This window comes from Streptomyces sp. NPDC059695, from assembly GCF_042733785.1.
In the GTDB taxonomy this organism is placed as follows: Bacteria; Actinomycetota; Actinomycetes; order Streptomycetales; family Streptomycetaceae; genus Streptomyces.
Window position 1 is genome coordinate 19,049 of the sequence record NZ_JBHWFF010000019.1, and the last position, 19,418, is coordinate 38,466.

Sequence of the window (19,418 nt, forward strand, 5' to 3'; positions counted from 1 at the left end):
CCGGGCCCCTCGCCGCGAAGCGCCGGCGCCTACGAGCCCAGCGCCTTCCTCAGCGCGGCGGCGGCGCCCCGGTACACCTCCACCAGATCCAGGCTCTCGTCCGGGTAGTTGACGATCTCGACCTGCTCGGCGCCGGAGTCCGGCAGGACCGTACCGGTCGACATGTGGGCGTTGTCGAGGACGAACCCCGGCTTCCTGGCGGACAGTTCCGCGAGCCGGGCGGGGGTGACGGCCTCGGGCCCGTACGTGCCGACCGGAGTCACGCCCGCCAGCTTCGCCGACCACGCGGTGAAGACCTGGGTGACGACGACGGGGCTCCGGCCGCCCGGCCAGGCGGCCTTCACCTCCTTGCCGAGCCGGTCGTACTCGCGGTCGAAGCCCTTCCGCCAGGTCGCCGCCGCGTCCCCGGTGCCGAACAGGGCGGCGAGCCGCGTCACTTCGGTCCGCACCCGGTCCGGGTCGTTGTCGAGGTCCACCTCCACCAGCCTCGCCTTCGACCCGGCGGCCTCCTTGATCTTCCCGGCGTACGGCTCGAAGGGCGCGTACAGCACGAAGTCCGCCCCGGCGACGGCCGCGAGGTCCGAGGGCTTCGGGTCGTAGTCGGGCGCGTGGTGCACCGAGCGGGGGACGATGACCGTGACGTCCTCGGCGCCCGCCGCCTTGGCGAACGCGCCCTCCCAGGTCGTCGTCACGACGACCGAGGGCCCGGCGTGCTTCTTCCCGTCCTCCGCCGGGGCCCCGCCGTCCTCGCCGCAGCCGGCGGTGAGCAGGAGCGCGGCACTCAGTGCGAGGAGCGGGCCGAGGGATGCGATGCGGACGCGGGTGCGCGCCATGAGCGGGTTCTCCGTTCGGGAAGCAGATGTACGGCGAGGACGACCGCCCCCGCCGTGAGGACGAGGACCGGCCCCGGCGGCCAGTCGAGCCGCAGGGCCACCAGGAAGCCGGTCAGGTTGACCGTCACCCCGATCCCGATCGCCCACAGGGTGATCGACCTCAGGGAGCCGCCGAGCCTGCGGGCGGCCAGCGCGGGCAGCAGCGTCAGGGCGTCGACGAGCAGCGCCCCGGTGAGTTTGATGGCACCGGCCACCGCGACGGCGACCAGGACCAGGAGGGCCGTCGTGAGCGCCCGGACGGGCACGCCCGAGCACTCGGCGAGCTCCCGGTCGTACAGCAGGAGGCCGATCTCGCGCCGCCGCCACCGGAACAGGCCGGGCACGACGACGGCGAGCACGCCCAGGACGACGAGGTCCGGGGTGCCGACGGACAGGATGGAGCCCCACAGCAGGGCGAAGGCCCCGGAGGCGTTGACCCCGGACACGGCGAGCACCAGCAGCGCCGCGGCGATGGCCAGGCTCATCAACAGGCCCATGGCGCCGGAGAGTCCGCCGGGCGTGCGGGCCAGCGGGGCGATCCCGGCGCCGGAGAGCGCGCAGGCGACCAGGGCGCAGACCATCGGGTCGAGCCCGGTGACCAGACCGACCGCGATCCCGAGCAGCGCGACGTGCATCATCGCGAACCGCACCGGCATGATGTCGAGCCCGACGATCACGACGCCGACGACCGGCAGGGCGACCGCCGCGACGAGCAGCGCGAGCCCGGCCCGCTGCACGGGGACCAGCTGGAGCAGGGTGCCGAGGTCGGGGGCGGAGAGGTGGATCCGGGCCGGCGGGCTCACCGGACCTCCCGGAGGCGGCCGGCCGCCATCTCCAGGACCCGGTCGCAGCGCTCGGCGAGCGCCCGGTCGTGCGTCACCACCACCAGCGTGACGGGGAGCGCGGTGAGCAGGTCGGCGGCCTCCTCCTGGCCGTCGAAGTCGAGGGCGGCGGTGGGTTCGTCGGCGAGCAGCACGCCCGCCCCCGCGGCCACGGCGCCCACGGCCCGCGCCACGTACATGCGCTGCAGCTGCCCGCCGGAGAGCGTGTCGACCGAGCGCCGGGCGAGACCTCCCACGCCCAGCAGCTCCGCCGCCCGCGCCGCCTCCGCCGGGCCGGAGCCGCTGGCGAGCAGCTCCTCGCCGAGCAGCGGGAACCGTCCCGCGGCAGGTTTCTGCGGTATCCAGGCGCAGGCCCGGCGCCGCCACGCCCACCCGGCCGCCGAGCGGGCCTCGCGACCCCCGACCTCGACGGTCCCGCCGACCTGCCGGTGCAGGCCGAGGACGGCGCGCAGCAGGGTCGTCTTGCCCGAGCCGTTCGTGCCGGTCAGCGCGACGCGCTCGCCGGCGGCGATGTCCAGGTCGACCCCGCCGACCGTCTCGCTGCGGCCGTGCCGGCAGGAGACCCCGCGCATCCGTATGTCCAGTCCGCCCATCCACCCGTCCCGTTCGCGTCCCGCCGGGCCCTCCACCGGGGCCGTCGGTCCTGGAGGAGTCGTACGCGGGGCGTGTCGGGTTCCCGCGCGGTGGCGGGCAGGTGGTTGTGTCGGTGGCTCAGGCCCGTACCCCGGCCGCCCGGGCCCCGGTCCCGGGGCGGCGCGGGCCGGTACTCGGACGGCCTCGGGCTCACCCCAGGAGGAGAACGGCATGCGGATCCACGTGACCAGCGTCTTCGTCGACGACCAGGACAAGGCCCTCGGCTTCTACACGGAGAAGCTGGGCTTCGTGAAGAAGACGGAGGTCCCGCTCGGCGACTACCGCTGGCTGACCGTCGTGTCGCCGGAGGCCCCCGAGGGCACCGAGCTGCTCCTGGAGCCCGACGCGCACCCCGCCGCCAGGACCTACGTGCACGCCCTGATGGCGGACGGCATCCCGGCCACGTCCTTCGCCGTGGACGACGTCCGCGCGGAGTACGAGCGGCTGCGCGCCCTCGGGGTCCGCTTCACCCAGGAACCGACGGAGGCGGGTCCGGTGGTCACGGCGGTCCTGGACGACACCTGCGGCAACCTGATCCAGATCGTGCAGCTGCCCTGAACCGTCCCGGCCGGCGGCCCGCCTCCCCGGCGGGGTCAGGCGGCGGGCTTGCCGGGCTGGTCGTGGGTCGAGCAGTGGATGCCGCCGCCGCCGGAGGCGATGGTGTCGATCTGGAGCTGGACGACCTCGCGCTTCGGGAAGTGCTCCTGCAGGATCCCGCGCGCGCGGTCGTCGGCCTTGCGGTCGCCGAACTTCGGCAGGAAGACGGAGTCGTTCGCGACGTAGAAGTTCGCGTACGTCGACACGAAGTCGTCGCCCTCGCCGGTGATGAGGTCGAGGTCGGGCTGCGGCAGGTCGATGATCTCGAACCGCCGGCCGCGGGCGTCGGTGGCCTTCTCCAGGACGGCGCGGGCCTGGTCGGCCGAGCGGGACCAGGAGTCCGGGGGAGAGCCGGGGAAGGCCTGGTCGAGCAGGACCACGCCGGGCGCGGTGAACCGCACGAGGCTGTCCACGTGCGCGTCGGTGATGTCCTGGCCGCGGACGCCCGCCAGCCAGACCACCTTCTCCACGCCGAGCGTCTCGATCAGCTCGTCCTCGATCTGGTCCCGGGTCTTGCCCCGGTTGCGGTTGTTGTTGACGATCGAGCTCTCGGTGACGAGGAGGGTGCCCTCGCCGTCGGTCTCGAAGGAGCCGCCCTCCGCGGTGAGCGGCGCGACCTCGCGGGGGATGTCGTACTTCGCGAGCAGCCTGCGGCCGACCAGGGCGTCGTTGTCGTGGGTCTGCTTGTTGCCCCAGCCGTTGAAGTTGAAGTCGATGCCGACGAGATCGCCCCCGTCCTCGACGAAGACGGGAACGGTGTCGCGGGCCCACAGGTCGTCGACGGGCATCGGGATGACCTCGACCCGCGAGCCGCACGCCCGCTGGGCCGCCGGCAGCTGCTCCGGCCGGGCCATCATGACGACCGCCTCGAACTCCCCGACGGCCCGGGCGATGCGGGCGATGTCCTCCCGTACGTAGGGCAGCTCGTCGCCCCAGACGGAGGCGAGGGCGGGCCAGGACATGAAGGTGCGGGTGTGGCTCTCCCACTCGGCGCCGAAGCGGCGCTCGGGGTCCTGGGAACCGGGGCCGCCGCTCGTACCGGCGGCGGCACCGCCCTGGACGGACTCCCCGGGGCCGCAGGCGGCGGCGCCGAGGGCGAGGGCGCCGCCGATTCCGGCGAACGTCCGCAGGGCCGTGCGGCGGGAGGGGTGGGGGTGGGACACGGTGTGCTCCGATCATGGGCGGGCGAGACAGTCCGGCGGCGGGCGGATCGCGTGACGCGCGGCGGCGGGAATCGCGGGCCTGGCCTCACGCGGGTGGCGGCGCCCGGGAGGGGCGGCGCGGCGGGCGTGAGTGGGGGTGGCCGTGCGCCCCACTGTGGCACTGACCGGATTTTCAGTCAAACGGCCGCACGGTGTGGCGGGCCGGGTGTCGCCCGGTCGGCGGACCGGCCGGGGCGCGGGGCACGACCCTTGTGTGGCAAGGCCCACGGGTCGTCGCCCTCGTGTCGTATTGACTGAAACTTTGGTCAAAGGCACGATCGGGTCCATGTCCTCCACCTACCCTCCCGGGCCACGGCCTGCCCACGCGCCGCCCGCGCCCGAAGACCCCCTCGAGATCGGCGGCTACCGGATCCAGGCCCGGCTCGGCTCCGGCGGCATGGGCGTCGTCTACCTCGCCCACACCCCGGGCGGGCGCCCCATCGCCCTCAAGGCGGTGCGCGAGGACTTCGCCGCCGACCCCGAGTTCCGGCTGCGGTTCGCCCAGGAGGTCGCCAGCGCGAGCCGCATCCACGGCCTCTTCACCGCGCAGGTCGTGGACCACGGAGCCGACGACCCCGTCCCCTGGCTCGCCACCGCCTACGTCCCCGGACCCTCGCTCCAGCAGGTCGTCGAACGCCACGGACCCCTCCCCGTCCGCACGGTGCTGCTCCTCGTCGCCGGGATCGCGGAGGCCCTCCAGGCCATCCACGGCGCGGGCGTCGTCCACCGCGACCTCAAGCCGGCGAACGTCCTGATCGCCGAGGACGGCCCCCGCGTCATCGACTTCGGCATCGCCCGGGCCGCCGACGCCACCGGACTCACCGGCACCGGCCTGCGGATCGGCACCGCCGCCTACATGGCGCCCGAGCAGGCCGTCGGCCTCGCCGTGACGCCCGCCACCGACGTCTTCGCCCTCGGCGCCCTCGCCGCCTACGTCGCCGGGGGAGCGCTGCCGTTCGGCACCGGTCCCGAGTCGGCCGCGCTGTACCGCGTGGTGCACGAGCCGGCCGACCTCACCCACGTCCCCGCCGAACTCCACGCCCTCCTCGAACGCTGCCTCGCCAAGCGGCCGGAGGAGCGCCCCTCCCCGGCCGAGCTGATCGCCGCCGCGCACGCGCACCCCGCCGTCGGCCCCGCCCCGGAGTTCACCGAGGGCTGGCTCCCCGGCGCGGTGCGGGAGGAGCTGCCGGGCGGGGCGACGCCCCTCCGCGCGCCCTCCCTCCACGAGCGGCCCACCCACGCGGGACCGGCCGTCCCGGTCCCCACGCAGCGGGTGCCGGAGCCCCGCACCGGCGCCGACCGCGCCCCCGGCACGCTCCCGGGGCGCCGGGCCCGGCGCCGCCGCGGGCGTACGTCCCTGATCGCGGGCGCGGTCACCCTCGGCCTGCTCGTGGCGGCGGCCGGCGCCTGGTACTACCTGGACGGGACCGGGACGGGCCCTTCGTTCACGCCGGGGTACGCGGACGTCGAGCTGACCGCCCCCGACGACGGCTACGAGTTCGACCTCGGCGCCGGGAAGGTGGCTCCCGCCGAGACCGCCGACTGGTACCTGAGCCGCGACAAGGGCGCGTTCGTCCTGCCCGAGGAGAGCGACGCCTTCGTCGCCTCCGGGTACGTGCTGAGCCCCGAGGACTGCGACCGGGGCATCGAGACGGAGCCCGTCACGAGCCTGACGCTCGCCGACCTCGCCGACGAGCGGCCGTTCTGCGTCCGGAGCGCCGACGGCCGGCGGCTCGTGATCGCCCGGCTCGTCGACGGGGCGCAGGGCGACGGACCGGTCACGGTGGTCCTGAGCCAGTACCGCAAGGACGGCTGAGCGGGGGGCGCCGCCGTCGATCACTCCGCACGCGGCTCCGGATAGGGTTCACCGCATGGCGTCTCGTAGTACTCAGATCCTTGAAGCGGCCGCCCGGGTGATCGCCCGGCGCGGGGTCCGCGGGCTCCGCGTGGAGGAACTGGCCGCCGAGGCCGGGGTCTCCACCGGCCTGATCTACTACCACTTCAAGGACCGCACCGGAATCCTGCGCCACACCCTGGAGTTCATCAACGACCGGGCCGAGCGCTACACCACCGAGCAGGACCCGGACGCCGCGCCCCTGACCCCGCGCGAGGAGCTCGACCAGGTCCTCTGCCTGGAGCTCCAGGACACCCCGGAGGTCCGGGAGAACAGCTCGGCCTGGGGCGAACTGCGCGCGAGCGCCGTCTTCGACCCCGTCCTGCGCGAGGACCTCGCCCGGGCGACCCTCGTCTGGGTGCAGGAGGTCGCCGGGCTCCTGGGCCAGGTGCGGCCCCTGGCTCCCGCGGCCGCGCTCGCCGCCGCGGCCGAGCGGCTCACCGCCCTCCTCGAAGGCCTCAGCATGCGCTGGCTGAGCGGCGGCCTGGCGATCGACCACGCGCGCACCCTCATGCGCGAGGCGATCGAGGCCGAACTGACCCGGCTGGACGCGGCCCGGCCGTAGCCCGCCGGTACGCCTTCCGCGTGCCTGCCCGCCCGCGTGCCCGCGTGTCTCGCCGGGGTCCCGGTTCAGCCGACGTGGACGCGGGGGCGGCGGTTCCGGTCGGACTCCGCCTCGCGCAGGACCTCCCGGGTGACGGGGGCGACCTCGCCCTGCCCGAGGAGGAAGAAGCGCAGGAAGTTGGCGAAGGGGTTGCCCTCGGTCCACTCGAAGTAGATGTGCGGACTCACACCGGTGAGGTCGCGGGCGTGGAGGAGCAGCGCCGCGAGCGCGTTCGGGATCGAGGAGGACTCGACGGTGAGGACGCGGTAGCGGTCGTGCATGACCTCGCCGCGCACGGTCAGTCCCGCCTCGAACTCGGAGGGGTCGGTGACGGTGACCTCGACGAAGACGAAGTCCTCGGTGGTCGGCAGGTCGTTGTCGGCGCGGATCTGCTCGATCTTGTCGCGGTACTCGGCGATGTCCCGCTTGTCGGGCTCGTTCGCGATGAAGCGCGGGGTGCGGCGGGAGATGTCCTGGATGAAGCGCTGGGCCATGTCGTCGAGCTCGATGTGGGTGACGCGGAGTTCGAAGGCGCGGCCGAGGCGTGACAGGAGGGAGATGAGGATGATGCCGGCGATGAAGCAGGCGCCGATCTTCACGCCGTCGGGACGCTCGATGACGTTGACGACGGTGGTGTAGAGGAAGACGGCGGAGATGATCCCGAAGCCGATGGTCCAGCCGCGCTGGCCGGCCTTGCGGGCGGCGATGGTGACGGCGATGGCGGCGGAGCAGATCAGGACGAGGACGCCGGTGGCGTAGGCGCCGCCCTGGGCGTCGACGTCGGCGTCGAAGATCCAGGTGACGAGGAAGGCGACCAGGGTGAAGACGATGACCATGGGGCGCACGGCGCGGGCCCAGTGGGGGGCCATGCCGTACTTGGGCAGGTAGCGGGGCATCAGGTTGAGCAGTCCGGCCATCGCGGAGGCGCCCGCGAACCAGAGGATCGCGATGGTGGAGACGTCGTAGACGGTGCCGAAGGTGTTGCCCAGGTACTCGTGGGCGAGGTAGGCGAGCGCGCGGCCGTTGGCGCTGCCGCCGGACTCGAACTCCTGGTGGGGGATGAGGACGGTGGTGATGAAGCTGGTGCAGATCAGGAAGACGCTCATGATCAGCGCGGCCGTGGTGAGCAGCTTCTTCGTGCCGCGGATGCGGCCGGCGGGGCGGTCCTCGGTGTCGTCCGCGTCGCCCTTCACGTGCGGCATGACGGCGACGCCGGTCTCGAAGCCGGACAGGCCGAGCGCGAGTTTGGGGAAGACGAGGAGGGCGACGCCGACCATGGCGAAGACGTTGCCGTGTTCCGCGGTCAGCGCGGCGGTCCAGTCGGTGACGACGTGGCCTTCGGTGATGACGTGCCAGAAGCCGCTGATGACGACGACCACGTTGAGGCCGAGGTAGATGCCGACCAGGACGACTGCGACGCCGATGGCTTCGAGGAAGCCCTTGAGGAACACGGCGCCGAGCAGGGCGATCAGCACGAGCGTGATGATCATCTGCTTGTTGTGGAGGGCCTCTTCGAGGTGGGGGTTCTCGACGAGGTGGGTGGAGGCGTCGGCTGCGGAGAGGGTGATGGTGATGAGGAAGTCGGTGGCGGCGAAGCCGAGGAGGGTGAGGACGAAGAGCTTGCCCTTCCAGAAGGAGAGCAGTCGCGACAGCATCGCGATCGAGCCCTCGCCGCGCGGGCTCTCCTCCGCCACCCGCCGGTAGACGGGCAGGGCGCCGGCGAGGGTGACGATGACCAGGACGACGGTGGCGACGGGGGAGAGCAGGCCGGCGGCCAGGGCCGCGATGCCGGGCTGGTAGCCGAGGGTGGAGAAGTAGTCGACACCGGTCAGGCACATCACCCGCCACCAGCGCTGCCCCTTGTGTCCGGCGTCCGGGGCCGACTCCAGGGGCCGGGAGGGCTTGCCCTTCCCCATGTCGGAGAGGCCCTCCAGCATCCACGCGCGCAATCGTCCGGTGCGGGCGTCGTTCGTGGTGGCCATCGGGTGTCCCTGGGGGTTCGGTGAGCGTCGGTTTTCGGCCATCCGACGGACGGCCGGGCAAGCCTAAGCAGACCGCGGGCCACCGGTCCGGGGTCACGCGTCAGGGAAGCGTCAAGATCCCCCTGTCGGACGTCATGCTTGTCACACCGGCACCTTCCACGGCCCCCCGAGGGGCGTCAGCGGCTGCCGAAGACCTGCGTCCAGTAGGGGCCGCCGGAGGAGTGCAGGCCGATTCCGATCTCCTTGAAGTCGCAGTTCAGGATGTTCGCCCGGTGGCCGGGACTGTTCATCCAGGAGTCCATGACCTGCGCGGGGGTGGTCTGGCCCTGCGCGATGTTCTCGCCGTACGTCGACCAGGCGTATCCGGCGGCCGTGACGCGCTCGCCGGGGCCGTCGCCGTCGGGGTTGGTGTGGTCGAAGAAGTTCCGCGCGGCCATGTCGTCGGAGTGGCCCTGGGCGGCCTTGGTCAGCAGGGGGTGCTCCGTGAGCGGCCCGCAGCCGGCCTTGGACCGTTCGGTGTTGACGAGATCGATCACCTCCTGCTGCGTGGATCCCGAACCGGAACCCGAACCGGAACCGGTGGTGGATCCCGAACCCGAGCCCGAACCCGACCCGGAGGTCGGCCGCGGGGCGGTGGGGGCGGTGTCGGGAGCGGGCGGGGCCGTACGGGTCGGCCGGGGCGGCGCCTTCGGCGCGGTGCGGGAGGCCGTCGGCGTGGGACGCGAGGGCTTCGGGGAGGGCCGCGTGGTCTTCGACGCCGACGGCGAGGGCGCCGCCGTGGAGGACGCGGTCGCCGGGGTCGCGGCCGGCTCCTGCGCGGTGGGCAGGCCGCCGTCGGCGGTCGCGGCGAGGGTCGTCCCCCCGGCCTCCGGACCCTCGTCGGGGCCGGAGGTCAGGGTGAACGCACCGCCGGTGACCGCCACCACGGCTATGCCCGCCGCGACGACCAGGCGCCTGCGGCCGCGCTGCCGGCGCTGCTGACGCCGGCGGCGGACGGCCCGCGTGCTCCGGGCGCCGCGGCCCGCGCCCCCCGCACCGGGCCCGGACGCCCCTCCGGCACCGTGCCCCGCGCCGGAGAGCGGGGCGGCGAGCGTCGTGGCGGACGGATCGGAGGCCGGGTCGTGAGCGGGGGCGTGGGCCGGGGCCGAGGGGTGGGCGGAGCCCTGACCCGAGGGGTGGGCGGCGGAACCCTGACCGAACCCGTACGGGGAGCTGCCATCCGAAGCCCCGGCCGAGGGCGGGGCGCCGATCGGCCCGCTCGCGGCGGCCGTCTCGAACCCGGCGCGCCCGCGGACGCCCGCGAGGAGCAGCGCGGCCGGGGGCACCAGAAGCAGTCCGGCGAGCAGCCCCTCCGCGGGGACCAGCCCGCTCCACAGTCCCGCGCAGTACGCGCACCCGCGCGCGTGCCGGGCCAGACGCTTGCGCCACAGGGCGGACGGCCTGCCGTCCCAGGCACCGGTCTCGTACCGCAGCGTCGCGCAGGGCGGGTTCTGCGACAGGGCCCGCACGACGATCCGCGCGGCCTCCAGCCGGTCCTTCATCCGCTGGACCCGCACCGCCGTGTGCTGCGGGGACAGCTGGAGCGCGTCGGCCACCTCGTGCCGGCTCAGCTCACCGGCGCACTCCAGCCACCACAGGGACAGCAGCTCCCGGTCCTCCGGCTCCATCCAGCGGGTCGCCTCGGCGGTCTCGCGCCGCTGGCCGGACAGGTTCAGCCGGACCACGGCCAGCTCCACGAAGTCGGACCCCGGCTGCGCGATCTCCTGCGCGTCGTCGAGACCGCCCGCGGGGAAGCCGGCCTGCCGCTGCCGCTGCCAGTGGGTCCGGACCCCGTTCATGGTGATGGCGACCAGCCAGGACCGGAAGCTGTCCGGGGAGCGCAGGCCGCCGAGTCCGGCGAGCGCCCGCAGCATCGTCTCCTGGACGACGTCGTCGACGTCGTGGTGACCGTTCATCGCCCGGCCCACGATGTTGTAGACGAGCGGCAGGTGCAGCGCGATGAGCCGGTCCTGCGCCCGAAGGTCTCCGCTCTGTGCCGCCCTGACCAGTTCCGTACCGTGCTGTGCGCCCATGCCCGTATCACCCTGCCTGTTCCCGCTGTCGTCGACGGCCAACACAGGAGGAGATCGCGGGGCGGCGGGCCGATAACAGGAATCGGCGGAGGACTTCCGGGGACTTCGGACTCCCGTAGAGGCGGCCAGGGCACCCGCCCGGTCTTCGTGTTTTCCGCCCATACGAGGTTGCGCGCCGTTCCGGCAAGACTGCCGAGGCACGACGGATCACCAGGCAAGACCGAGCACTGGGGAGGACCGCGCCCATGGGTGTGCAGCTGTACGACGAGATCGGTGAGGCTTTCGAGGGGTTCAAGTCCCTTCCCCTGACACGGTACGGGGAGGTGCCCAGCTTTCTGAACCTGGTCGGCGACGTCCGGGGCAGGACGGTCCTCGACCTCGCCTCCGGCACCGGCTTCTACAGCCGGGAGCTGAAGCGCCGCGGGGCCGCCGACGTCCTCGGCGTCGACATCTCCACGGAGATGGTCGCCGCGTCGCTGGCGTTCGAGGAGAGCGAACCGCTCGGGGTGCGCTACGAGGTGGGGGACCTCGCCACCCTGCGACCGCTCGAAGAGCGCTTCGACCTCGCCCTGGGTGTGCAGGCGCTCAACTACGCGCCGGACATCACCACCATGGAGGCCATGTGCCGCAACGTGCACCGGAGCCTGAAGCCCGGTGCCGAGTTCCTCCTGCTCGTGCAGAAGCCCGACTACCGCTTCGACGGGCCGTCCCTCGCCAAGTACGGCTTCCTCTGCGAGGCGACCGGCGAGGAGATCGAGACCGGACCGCGCGTCCGGATCACGGCGCTCCTCGAACCGCCGATCTCGTTCGTGGGGGCCTGCCCCCGCCGTGAGGTCTACGAGGGATCCCTGCGCGCGGCCGGCTTCGGCGACCTGACCTGGGTCCCGCTGGAGATCTCAGAGGCGGGCGTCCGGGAGTTCGGCGAGGAGTTCTGGGAGGACTGCCTGGCCAACCCGCCGTTCGAGCTCCTGCGCTGCCGGGCGTGAGACGCCCGGACGCCGCACGCGCCGGATCGGCTAGAAAAGAGCCGGGAACGGCCGGCGCGATGGCGTAGAGCCGTTGTCGGACCTGAAAGCGGGGGAACACGCGTACGTGCCGCGGGCCGGGACCGACGCCGTGAAGGCGGCGGTGGTCCCGGCCCGGGCACGGCCGACGAAGACGTCGGCGATCCGCCCGGGGACCGGCATCGGCACCCTGAACCACACGGAAAGAGACACGCATGAACGTCACTGAGCACATCGAGTCCGTCTACGCGGAGGTCCGCCGGCGCAACCCCGGCGAAGCCGAGTTCCACCAGGCGGCGGCCGAGGTGCTGGAAACCCTCGGGCCCGCGCTCGACCGGCACCCCGAGTACGCCGGGGCCGGGATCGTGGAGCGGCTCGTCGAGCCCGAGCGCCAGCTGATGTTCCGCGTCCCGTGGGTCGACGACCAGGGCACCGTGCGCGTCAACCGCGGCTACCGGGTGGAGTTCAACAGCGCCCTCGGCCCGTACAAGGGCGGCCTGCGGTTCCACCCGAGCGTCAACCTCGGCATCGTCAAGTTCCTCGGCTTCGAGCAGATCTTCAAGAACGCGCTGACCGGCATGGCCATCGGCGGCGGCAAGGGCGGGTCGGACTTCGACCCCAAGGGCCGCTCGGACGGCGAGATCATGCGGTTCTGCCAGTCCTTCATGACGGAGCTGTACCGCCACCTGGGCGAGCACACCGACGTCCCCGCCGGTGACATCGGCGTCGGCGCGCGGGAGATCGGCTACCTCTTCGGCCAGTACAAGCGGATCACCAACCGCTACGAGTCGGGCGTCCTCACCGGCAAGCCCGTCGCCTGGGGCGGCTCGCACGCCCGCACCGAGGCCACCGGCTACGGAGCGGTGTTCTTCGCCCAGGAGATGCTCGCCACCCGCGGCGAGGCCTTCGACGGGCGCCGCGTGGTCGTCTCCGGCTCCGGGAACGTCGCCGTGTACGCGGTCGAGAAGGTCCACGCCCTCGGCGGCCGCGTGGTGGCCTGCAGCGACTCCACCGGCTACCTCGTCGACGAGGACGGCATCGACCTGGAGCTCCTGAAGGACATCAAGGAGGTCCGGCGCGCCCGGATCTCCGCGTACGCCGAGGCCAAGCCGTCCGCGACCTTCTCGGACCGCGGCACGATCTACGACCTCCGGTGCGACATCGCCCTGCCCTGCGCGACGCAGAACGAACTGCGCCGCGAGGACGCCGTGGCCCTGGTGAAGAACGGGGTCCGCGCCGTCGCCGAGGGCGCGAACATGCCCTGCACGCCCGAGGCGGTGGAGGTGTTCCGGGAGGCCGGGGTCCTCTTCGGCCCCGGCAAGGCCGCCAACGCGGGCGGCGTGGCCACCTCCGCCCTCGAGATGCAGCAGAACGCGGCCCGCGACACCTGGACCTTCGAGCAGACCGAGGCCCGCCTCGCCGACGTCATGCGCGACGTCCACACCCAGTGCCGCGCCACCGCCGAGGCGTACGGCGCGGACGCGGACGACTACGTGCTCGGCGCCAACGTCGCGGGCTTCCTCCGGGTGGCGGAGGCGATGCTCGCGCAGGGCGTCATCTGACGCACGCGGTCGGCGCGCGCCGCGGGACGGCGGTCCGCCGCCACGGTGTCATCCGCACGGGCCCGGCCGGGATGCCCTCCCGCCCGGGCCCGTGCACGCTGGTGCCCCGGACTGCGCGCGCGGTCGCAGGACCGTGCTCGCCGTCGGACACCACGAAGGGACGCCATGGGCGCGACGCGTACGAAGGGCCCCGACGCGGACGGGGGAGCGCGGCTGCTCGCGCGCCTCGCGGTGCTCGCCGTGGTCGCCTCCCTGGTCGTCCTCCTGATCACCCTGGGGGACGGCGGCTTCCTGGTGGTCGGAGCCGGGCTCCTCGGACTCGTCCTCTGCGCCGCCGGCGTCTGGTGGTTCGTCGCGCACCGGGGCGCGGTCCGCCTCCTCGGGGCGCTCCTCGCGATCGCCGCACCCGTCGGCGTCCTCGTCCTCTTCGCGCACGACGGCCTCTGGGTGACGGCGCTGGTCCTCTGCCTCTGCTGGGCCGCCGCGCTGGCCTGCGCCCGGGCCGCGCTGCGCAGAACGGCACCCGACCGGGCGACGAAGGCGGTCCCGGCGGCCCGGCCCGAGCGGCCGGTCCTCATCATGAACCCGAAGTCCGGGGGCGGGAAGGTCGGCCGCTTCGGCCTCGTCGAACGGGCGGAGGAGCTCGGCGCGCGGGTGATCCTGCTCGACCCGTCCGCCCCCGCCGACGTCGCCGGACTCGCCCGCGAGGCCGTGGCCGAGGGCGCGGACCTGCTCGGTGTCGCGGGCGGCGACGGCACCCAGGCCCTGGTCGCGGAGGTCGCCGCCGCACACGACCTGCCCTTCCTCGTGGTGTCCGCCGGCACCCGCAACCACTTCGCCATGGACCTGGGCCTCGACCGCACCGACCCGTCCCGCTGCCTCGACGCCCTGACCGACGGCGAGGAGCTCCGGGTCGACCTCGGCGACGTCGACGGCCGGCCCTTCGTCAACACGGTGTCCTTCGGGGTGTACGCGGACGTCGTCCAGCGCCCCGAGTACCGCGACGACAAGGCGGGCACGATCCTCGCCGTCATGCCGGACCTGCTGCTCGGCGAGGGCGTACGGCGGCTCGACGCACGGATCGACGGCACACCGCTCACCGCCCAGCAGGCCCTGCTCGTCAGCAACAACCCGTACGTCTCGCCCGACGAGTTCAGCGGCTCCGGCCGCCGCCCCAGCCTCGACGACGGCGAACTGGGGGTGCTCGGGATCAAGGTCGAGGACGCGGCGCAGGCCGCCGATCTCGCCGTACGGGGCTCGCAGTCCACCGGCCTCACCGTCCTGACCGCCCACCGCGTCGAGGTGACCTCCGACGCGGACGAGATCCCCGTGGCGGTCGACGGGGAGGCGCTGCGGATGCCCACCCCGGTCGTGTGCGTGCTGCGCCCGGGCGCCCTGCGGGTCCTGGTGCCCCGCGACCGCCCCGGCGTCCCCGTACCCGTGCCGCCCGTGCGGGGGCGGCGGATCCTCGACCTCGCGTTCGGCCGCCGGGAGCGGCCCGCGGGGGCGCCGTCGTGACGGGTCCCCGCCGTGAGGGAGCGCCGCGGTGACCGACCGCGGTCCTGACCGGCCACAGGCACCGGCGGAGGGCCACCGGAACCGGTGGCTCTCCGAACGCCGCCGCTCCCTGGTCAGCGCCCTCGTCGCCGCGGGCGCGGCGGCGCTCCTCCTCGGCCTCGAAGGGGGCTGGGCGGAGGTCTCCGGGGCCGATTTGTGCGTGCTGCTGCTCCTCGCGTACCTCTTCCCCTACCTCGTGCTCACGACGGTCGCGTTCTCGACCGCGTCCCCGGAACGGGTGCGCGCCTGGGCGAGCCGCGAGACCCGGGGCACGGTCCTCCAGCGGTACGTGTTCGGCACGGCTCCCGGACCGGGGGTGTCGCTCTTCCTCTCGGGGGCCGCGCTCGTGGTGGCCGTGGTGTGGCGCCCCGGGCACATCGGCTCCTCGTTCGAACCGGCCGCGCGGGGGACGGTGGCGCTCGTCATGGTCGTCCTCGCCTGGGTCTGCGTGGCCGTCTCCTTCGCGGTCGCCTTCCAGGCCGACAACCTGGTGGAGGACGGGCACGCCCTGGACTTCCCCGGGGAGAAGGCCCCGGCCTGGGCCGACTACGTCTACTTCGCCTTCGCGGTGATGACCACGTTCGGCACGACCGACGTCGACGTGACGTCCCGGGAGATGCGCCGGACCGTGACCGCCAACGCGGCCATCGCGTTCGTCTTCAACACCGTCACCGTGGCCAGCCTCGTCTCCGCGCTGGTCTGAGAGCGCGGCGGGCCAGGCCGTACGCGGTCGCGAGCCAGGCGACGACCGCGATCCCCAGCAGGACCCGGCCCAGCGTCCCCAGCCACTCCACCCCCGTCGCGGCCGAGACCGACAGGGCCGCCACCGCCGTCATGCCCAGCGGGAAGACCGTCGCCCAGCGCAGGACGTCGTAGCCTGGGCGCGGGCGGACGAGCTCGCCGCACCACAGCACCGCGTACCAGGCCAGGTCGAGGGCCACCAGCACGAACGTCGCCGTCCGCAGCGCCGCCTCCACGCCTCCCGGCCACTCGCCCGGGAGGAGGAGCTTCGAACCGGCCAGCGCCGAGACCGCCAGGGCCCCGCCCGCGATCCAGTGGTCGCCCGCGCCCGTCACCACCTGGCGGACGTCGAAACGGGCCAGCGCGTCGGCGTACAGCACGAGTCCGAGGAGGAACAGGACCAGGGCCACCCGCGCGAGCCAGCCGCCGGCCCTCGGTGCCAGGAGGGCGGACAGCACCGCGAGGCCCTGTGTGGCCACACAGACGAGGAACACCGCACCCGGCGCCCGCCGGGGCAGGTGCCGGAGCACGGCGACCAGCAGCACCGGCCAGACCACGGCGGCGGCCACCAGGAACGCCACGGCCACCGGGGTCGCGCCGAGGAGCTCGAACCGGGCGCCGAGCACCGTCGAGGCGGCGACGGCCGTGAGCGCGGGCGGGCTGCCGGCGCTCACCGCCCAGCGCCGCCGGTCCCCGAGCAGCAGGGACACGAAGGCGTACGCGAGCAGCAGCCACACGGCCGTGGCCAGGCACAGCGCCACCACCGAGACCGCCTCGAAGCCGGTCAGGCGCAGGCCCACCGACAGGATGCCGGTCGCCAGGACCGCGGCTCCCGCCGCCGGCGGCGGGGCCGCCCACCGGGCGCGCCGCGCCCCGCCGGTCACGCGCGGGGGAGGGGGCGCTGGTTCCAGCCCGCGACCACCGGAAGGCCGTGCTCCGTGGACAGCCGGCCCACCGTCGCCGTCGTCAGGAGGAACAGCCGCCCCTCGGACGCCGGCAGGTCCAGATACCGGGCGGTGAGGACCCGCAGCAGATGCGCGTGCGCCACCACCACGCCGTCCTCCGCGGAGCCGGCGAGGCGGGGCGCGAGGCGCGCCAGGACCCGGTCGGCCCGCCGCCCCACGTCCTCGGCGGACTCGCCGGGCCGCCCGTCGGGGTGCGGAGGCACGCCGTCACGCCACAGCGACCAGTCCGGCCGGGTCTCGTGGATCCGGGCGGTGGTCAGCCCCTCGTACCCGCCGTAGTCCCACTCGCACAGGTCCTCGTCCGTCCCGGCGTCGCGCAGGCCGGCGAGCTCGGCCGTGTGCCTCGCGCGCCGTAGCGGACTGGTGAGCACGAAGGCGAAGGAGCGGCCCGTGAAGAACGGCGCGAGCGTGCGCGCCTCCGCCTCGCCGTCCGGGGTGAGCGGCAGGTCCGTGCGGCCGGTGTGCCGCCCGGTGGCGCTCCACTCCGTCTCGCCGTGCCGGATCAGGAGGAGGTCACCCATGGCCCGCCGCTCCTTCCGCCCGTCCGGCCCGCGGATCCGCATGCTACTCGCGCGCCCCGCGGCGACGGCCCTCCCCGCGCGCGACGCGCCCCGGCGGCAGCCGGTCGGCTGCCGGTTCGGCGTCCGGTCGGCTGCCGGGGGCCGGTCAGCCGACGATGGCGACCGGCGCGTCCCAGGCGTTGCGGTCGACGTTGATGGTGTAGCCGCCGCGGGTCTCCTTGCTGTTGGCCTTGTACTGGTGGCCGCGGCTGTGGTCGGTGTAGAGCTTCGGGTCCCAGGGCCAGTCCTTGGTGGTGGTCTCCTGGCCGTTCCAGAGGGCGTACCAGAGGTTGCCCGGCAGGTCCGTACGGTCCTTGGCCGTGGCGATCGCCTTCGCGCTGGAGCTGCTGAAGCCGTAGAGGCCGGCGCGGTAGGTCTTGGCGCGCAGGGTCTTGGTGAAGGACCGCACGTAGGCCAGGGTCGCGTCGTTGCACGCCTTGTCGGCGATGTCGTACGACTCCATGTTGAGGTAGATCGGGCTGCCGGCCTTCATGCCGAGCGCCGCGGCCTTGGCGACCGCGTCGCTGGCGTTGCTCGCCCCGACCGAGGCCGCGGTGGCCGCGGTGAACCGCTCCTTGTTGCCGCTCTTCTGGCACGGCGGCTGGGCGCCGACGTAGAGGGGGATGACCCGCCAGCCGAGCGTGTCGACCGACTTCACCCACGACTTGGTGAGGTTGGGCTGCGCGCAGCCGCGGTTCTTCCCACCGATGTAGACCGCGACGCCGCTGTAGTAGGCGTCCTTCTTCCAGGCCGTCATGGCGGCGAGCGAGGGCGCCGTGCAGGCGTCGAACGCCCGGCCCGTGTAGGTCTTCTGGGCCGGCCACGCGGTCGCCGCCATGGAGGTCTGCGCCGCGATCCCCGCACCGGCCACGACGACGACACCCGTCGTTGCCAGGGCGATGTAACGGCCCCTCTTGGACATCCGGTGCTTCGACATACCCACCCCATACGCAATCGGGCCCCGGCGCTCCGGGGCACGCTCACCCTATCCGGGGGCGCCGGAGCCGCGACGGCGGTACGGCCCCGGGGCCCGGAGGGCGCGCGCCGCGTCGATCCGGCCGGGAGAGCGGGTCCTGGGGGCCTGATCCGCTCCCCGCATACGGGCGGGGGAGCGGGGCCTCGCGGGCCTGATCCACTGACCGCATACTGGACGGCAGGAGCCCACTCCGGGAGGTCACGTGACCGACAGCCCGCGGGGCGAGCGCGCCGGGCCCGCACCCGGTTCCCGCGCCGCCGCCGGCCGGCGACTGGCCCGCACGCTCCCGGCCCTGTTCCTGGTGACCGGGGTCGCCTTCCAGCTCAGCACGCCCGAGGAGCTGACGGGGGCGCCCCTGTTCGTCTCGGCCCCGCTGGTCTCGGCCCCGCTCTTCACCTGGTGGGCCACCGTGGTGTTCGGGGCGCTCGGGCTCGCCGCGACGGCCGTCCTCTACGCCGTCACCACCAGCATGGGCGACACGGCGTCGCACCACGGCCTGGCGACGGACCTGGCCACCCTCGTCCTCGTGACGGCGATCGCCGTCCTCCTCAACCGGGTCGTCCGCCGTGAACGCGAGGACCTCGCCTCGGCCCGGGGCGTCGCGGAGGCGGCGCAGCGAGCCGTCCTGCCCACCCCCGATCCGCGCGTCGGCGGGCTCCGTCTCGGCGCCCGCTACGAGGCGGCCCGCAAGGACACCCTCATCGGCGGCGACCTGTACGCGGCGCGCGCCACCCCGCACGGGGTGCGGATCGTCATGGGCGACGTCCGGGGCAAGGGCCTCGGCGCCATCGAGACCGTCTCGGTGATCCTCGGCGCGTTCTGGGAGGCCGCGGAGAACGAGCCCTCGCTCTACGGCGTGGCCCGGTGCCTGGAGCGCTCGCTGACCCGCGAGGGAGCGAGCCGTACCGGCATCGACGACGCGGAGGGCTTCGCCACGTGTGTGCTCGTGGAGGTCCCGCCCGGACACGAGGAGCTGAGGGTGCTCAACAAGGGCCACCCCGAGCCCCTGCTCCTCCACCCGGACGGCGCGGTCACGGTGCTCACCCCGGGCGAGTTCTCGCTGCCGCTGGGGCTCGGGGACCTCGCCCCGGAGCCGGACCGGCCCGACGTCTGGGTGTTCCCCGCGGAGGCCACCCTGCTGCTGTACACGGACGGCCTGTCGGAGGCGCGCGACGGCACGGACGTCTTCTTCGAACCGGCCTCCTGGCTGACCGGACGCGCCTCCTCGTCCCCGGACCGGCTGCTCGGCGCCCTGGTGGGCGACGTGCGGCGCTTCACCGGCGGAGCGCGCTCGGACGACATGGCGCTCCTCGCCGTCCGCCGCCCGGCGCCGGGGCCGGCCCGGGGATGACACG

At 74.0% G+C, this 19,418-nt stretch carries 17 protein-coding genes; 8 read left to right on the forward strand and 9 right to left on the reverse strand.

From position 1 onward, the window contains the following. Positions 1–29: 29 nt before the first annotated feature. The 3 genes from ACFV2S_RS23360 to ACFV2S_RS23370 are packed head-to-tail and all read right to left on the reverse strand — an operon-like array spanning position 30 to position 2,307. The gene (locus ACFV2S_RS23360; protein WP_385562321.1) at positions 30–833 is read right to left on the reverse strand and encodes an ABC transporter substrate-binding protein; all 804 of its coding nucleotides are present in this window, start codon (positions 831–833) and stop codon (positions 30–32) included. Continuing rightward, positions 782–1,675, reverse strand: coding sequence for a metal ABC transporter permease (locus tag ACFV2S_RS23365; protein ID WP_385562323.1), 894 nt, complete (start codon positions 1,673–1,675; stop codon positions 782–784). The genes ACFV2S_RS23360 and ACFV2S_RS23365 overlap by 52 nt, the downstream gene beginning before the upstream one ends. Further along, positions 1,672–2,307: an ATP-binding cassette domain-containing protein gene (locus ACFV2S_RS23370; protein WP_385562326.1), complete on the reverse strand. Its 636-nt coding sequence runs from the start codon at positions 2,305–2,307 to the stop codon at positions 1,672–1,674. The genes ACFV2S_RS23365 and ACFV2S_RS23370 overlap by 4 nt, the downstream gene beginning before the upstream one ends. A gap of 211 nt (positions 2,308–2,518) precedes the next feature. Between ACFV2S_RS23370 and ACFV2S_RS23375 the strand changes: the two genes are divergently transcribed. Further along, entirely contained in the window at positions 2,519–2,905 is a 387-nt protein-coding gene (locus tag ACFV2S_RS23375; RefSeq protein ID WP_385562328.1) for a VOC family protein, read from the forward strand. 35 nt (positions 2,906–2,940) lie between these two features. On the opposite strand, the gene ACFV2S_RS23380 is transcribed toward ACFV2S_RS23375, so the two are convergent. After that, positions 2,941–4,107 carry an agmatine/peptidylarginine deiminase gene (locus ACFV2S_RS23380; protein ID WP_385562330.1) on the reverse strand — a complete coding sequence of 389 codons (1,167 nt, stop codon included), beginning with the start codon at positions 4,105–4,107 and terminating at the stop codon, positions 2,941–2,943. A 325-nt stretch (positions 4,108–4,432) separates the two neighbouring features. Between ACFV2S_RS23380 and ACFV2S_RS23385 the strand changes: the two genes are divergently transcribed. Next, complete coding sequence (locus ACFV2S_RS23385; RefSeq protein WP_385562333.1) at positions 4,433–5,962, forward strand: serine/threonine-protein kinase; 1,530 nt, start codon at positions 4,433–4,435, stop codon at positions 5,960–5,962. 55 nt (positions 5,963–6,017) lie between these two features. Continuing rightward, complete coding sequence (locus ACFV2S_RS23390; RefSeq protein ID WP_385562335.1) at positions 6,018–6,605, forward strand: TetR/AcrR family transcriptional regulator; 588 nt, start codon at positions 6,018–6,020, stop codon at positions 6,603–6,605. A 65-nt stretch (positions 6,606–6,670) separates the two neighbouring features. Here the strand turns inward: ACFV2S_RS23390 and ACFV2S_RS23395 are convergent, their stop codons facing one another. Both ACFV2S_RS23395 and ACFV2S_RS23400 read right to left on the reverse strand, forming a co-directional pair. After that, positions 6,671–8,626, reverse strand: a complete 1,956-nt coding sequence (locus ACFV2S_RS23395) for an amino acid transporter (protein WP_385562338.1) — start codon at positions 8,624–8,626, stop codon at positions 6,671–6,673. Between the two features lie 176 nt (positions 8,627–8,802). Beyond that, positions 8,803–10,698, reverse strand: a complete 1,896-nt coding sequence (locus tag ACFV2S_RS23400) for a sigma-70 family RNA polymerase sigma factor (protein WP_385562341.1) — start codon at positions 10,696–10,698, stop codon at positions 8,803–8,805. 245 nt (positions 10,699–10,943) lie between these two features. On the opposite strand from ACFV2S_RS23400, the gene ACFV2S_RS23405 reads away from it, so the two are divergent. From ACFV2S_RS23405 to ACFV2S_RS23420, 4 genes are all read left to right on the forward strand, one after another. Further along, on the forward strand, positions 10,944–11,684 hold the full coding sequence (locus ACFV2S_RS23405; protein WP_385562345.1) for a class I SAM-dependent methyltransferase: 741 nt from the start codon (positions 10,944–10,946) through the stop codon (positions 11,682–11,684). 233 nt (positions 11,685–11,917) lie between these two features. Continuing rightward, the gene (gene gdhA / locus ACFV2S_RS23410) at positions 11,918–13,264 is read left to right on the forward strand and encodes an NADP-specific glutamate dehydrogenase (protein WP_385562349.1); all 1,347 of its coding nucleotides are present in this window, start codon (positions 11,918–11,920) and stop codon (positions 13,262–13,264) included. A gap of 165 nt (positions 13,265–13,429) precedes the next feature. Beyond that, a complete protein-coding gene (locus tag ACFV2S_RS23415) occupies positions 13,430–14,782 on the forward strand; it encodes a diacylglycerol/lipid kinase family protein (protein ID WP_385562352.1) in 1,353 nt (450 codons plus the stop codon). A 28-nt stretch (positions 14,783–14,810) separates the two neighbouring features. Beyond that, positions 14,811–15,524, forward strand: coding sequence for a DUF1345 domain-containing protein (locus ACFV2S_RS23420; protein WP_385562354.1), 714 nt, complete (start codon positions 14,811–14,813; stop codon positions 15,522–15,524). On the opposite strand, the gene ACFV2S_RS23425 is transcribed toward ACFV2S_RS23420, so the two are convergent. From ACFV2S_RS23425 to ACFV2S_RS23435, 3 genes are all read right to left on the reverse strand, one after another. Then, positions 15,490–16,446: a tellurite resistance/C4-dicarboxylate transporter family protein gene (locus ACFV2S_RS23425; RefSeq protein WP_385562357.1), complete on the reverse strand. Its 957-nt coding sequence runs from the start codon at positions 16,444–16,446 to the stop codon at positions 15,490–15,492. The two genes, ACFV2S_RS23420 and ACFV2S_RS23425, sit on opposite strands and share 35 nt — an antisense overlap. Then, complete coding sequence (locus ACFV2S_RS23430) at positions 16,443–17,048, reverse strand: histidine phosphatase family protein (RefSeq protein ID WP_385562360.1); 606 nt, start codon at positions 17,046–17,048, stop codon at positions 16,443–16,445. The genes ACFV2S_RS23425 and ACFV2S_RS23430 overlap by 4 nt, the downstream gene beginning before the upstream one ends. A gap of 145 nt (positions 17,049–17,193) precedes the next feature. Further along, entirely contained in the window at positions 17,194–18,024 is an 831-nt protein-coding gene (locus tag ACFV2S_RS23435; protein WP_385562363.1) for a glycoside hydrolase domain-containing protein, read from the reverse strand. Positions 18,025–18,265: 241 nt separating this feature from the next. Between ACFV2S_RS23435 and ACFV2S_RS23440 the strand changes: the two genes are divergently transcribed. After that, on the forward strand, positions 18,266–19,414 hold the full coding sequence (locus ACFV2S_RS23440; protein WP_385562368.1) for a PP2C family protein-serine/threonine phosphatase: 1,149 nt from the start codon (positions 18,266–18,268) through the stop codon (positions 19,412–19,414). Positions 19,415–19,418: the final 4 nt, after the last annotated feature.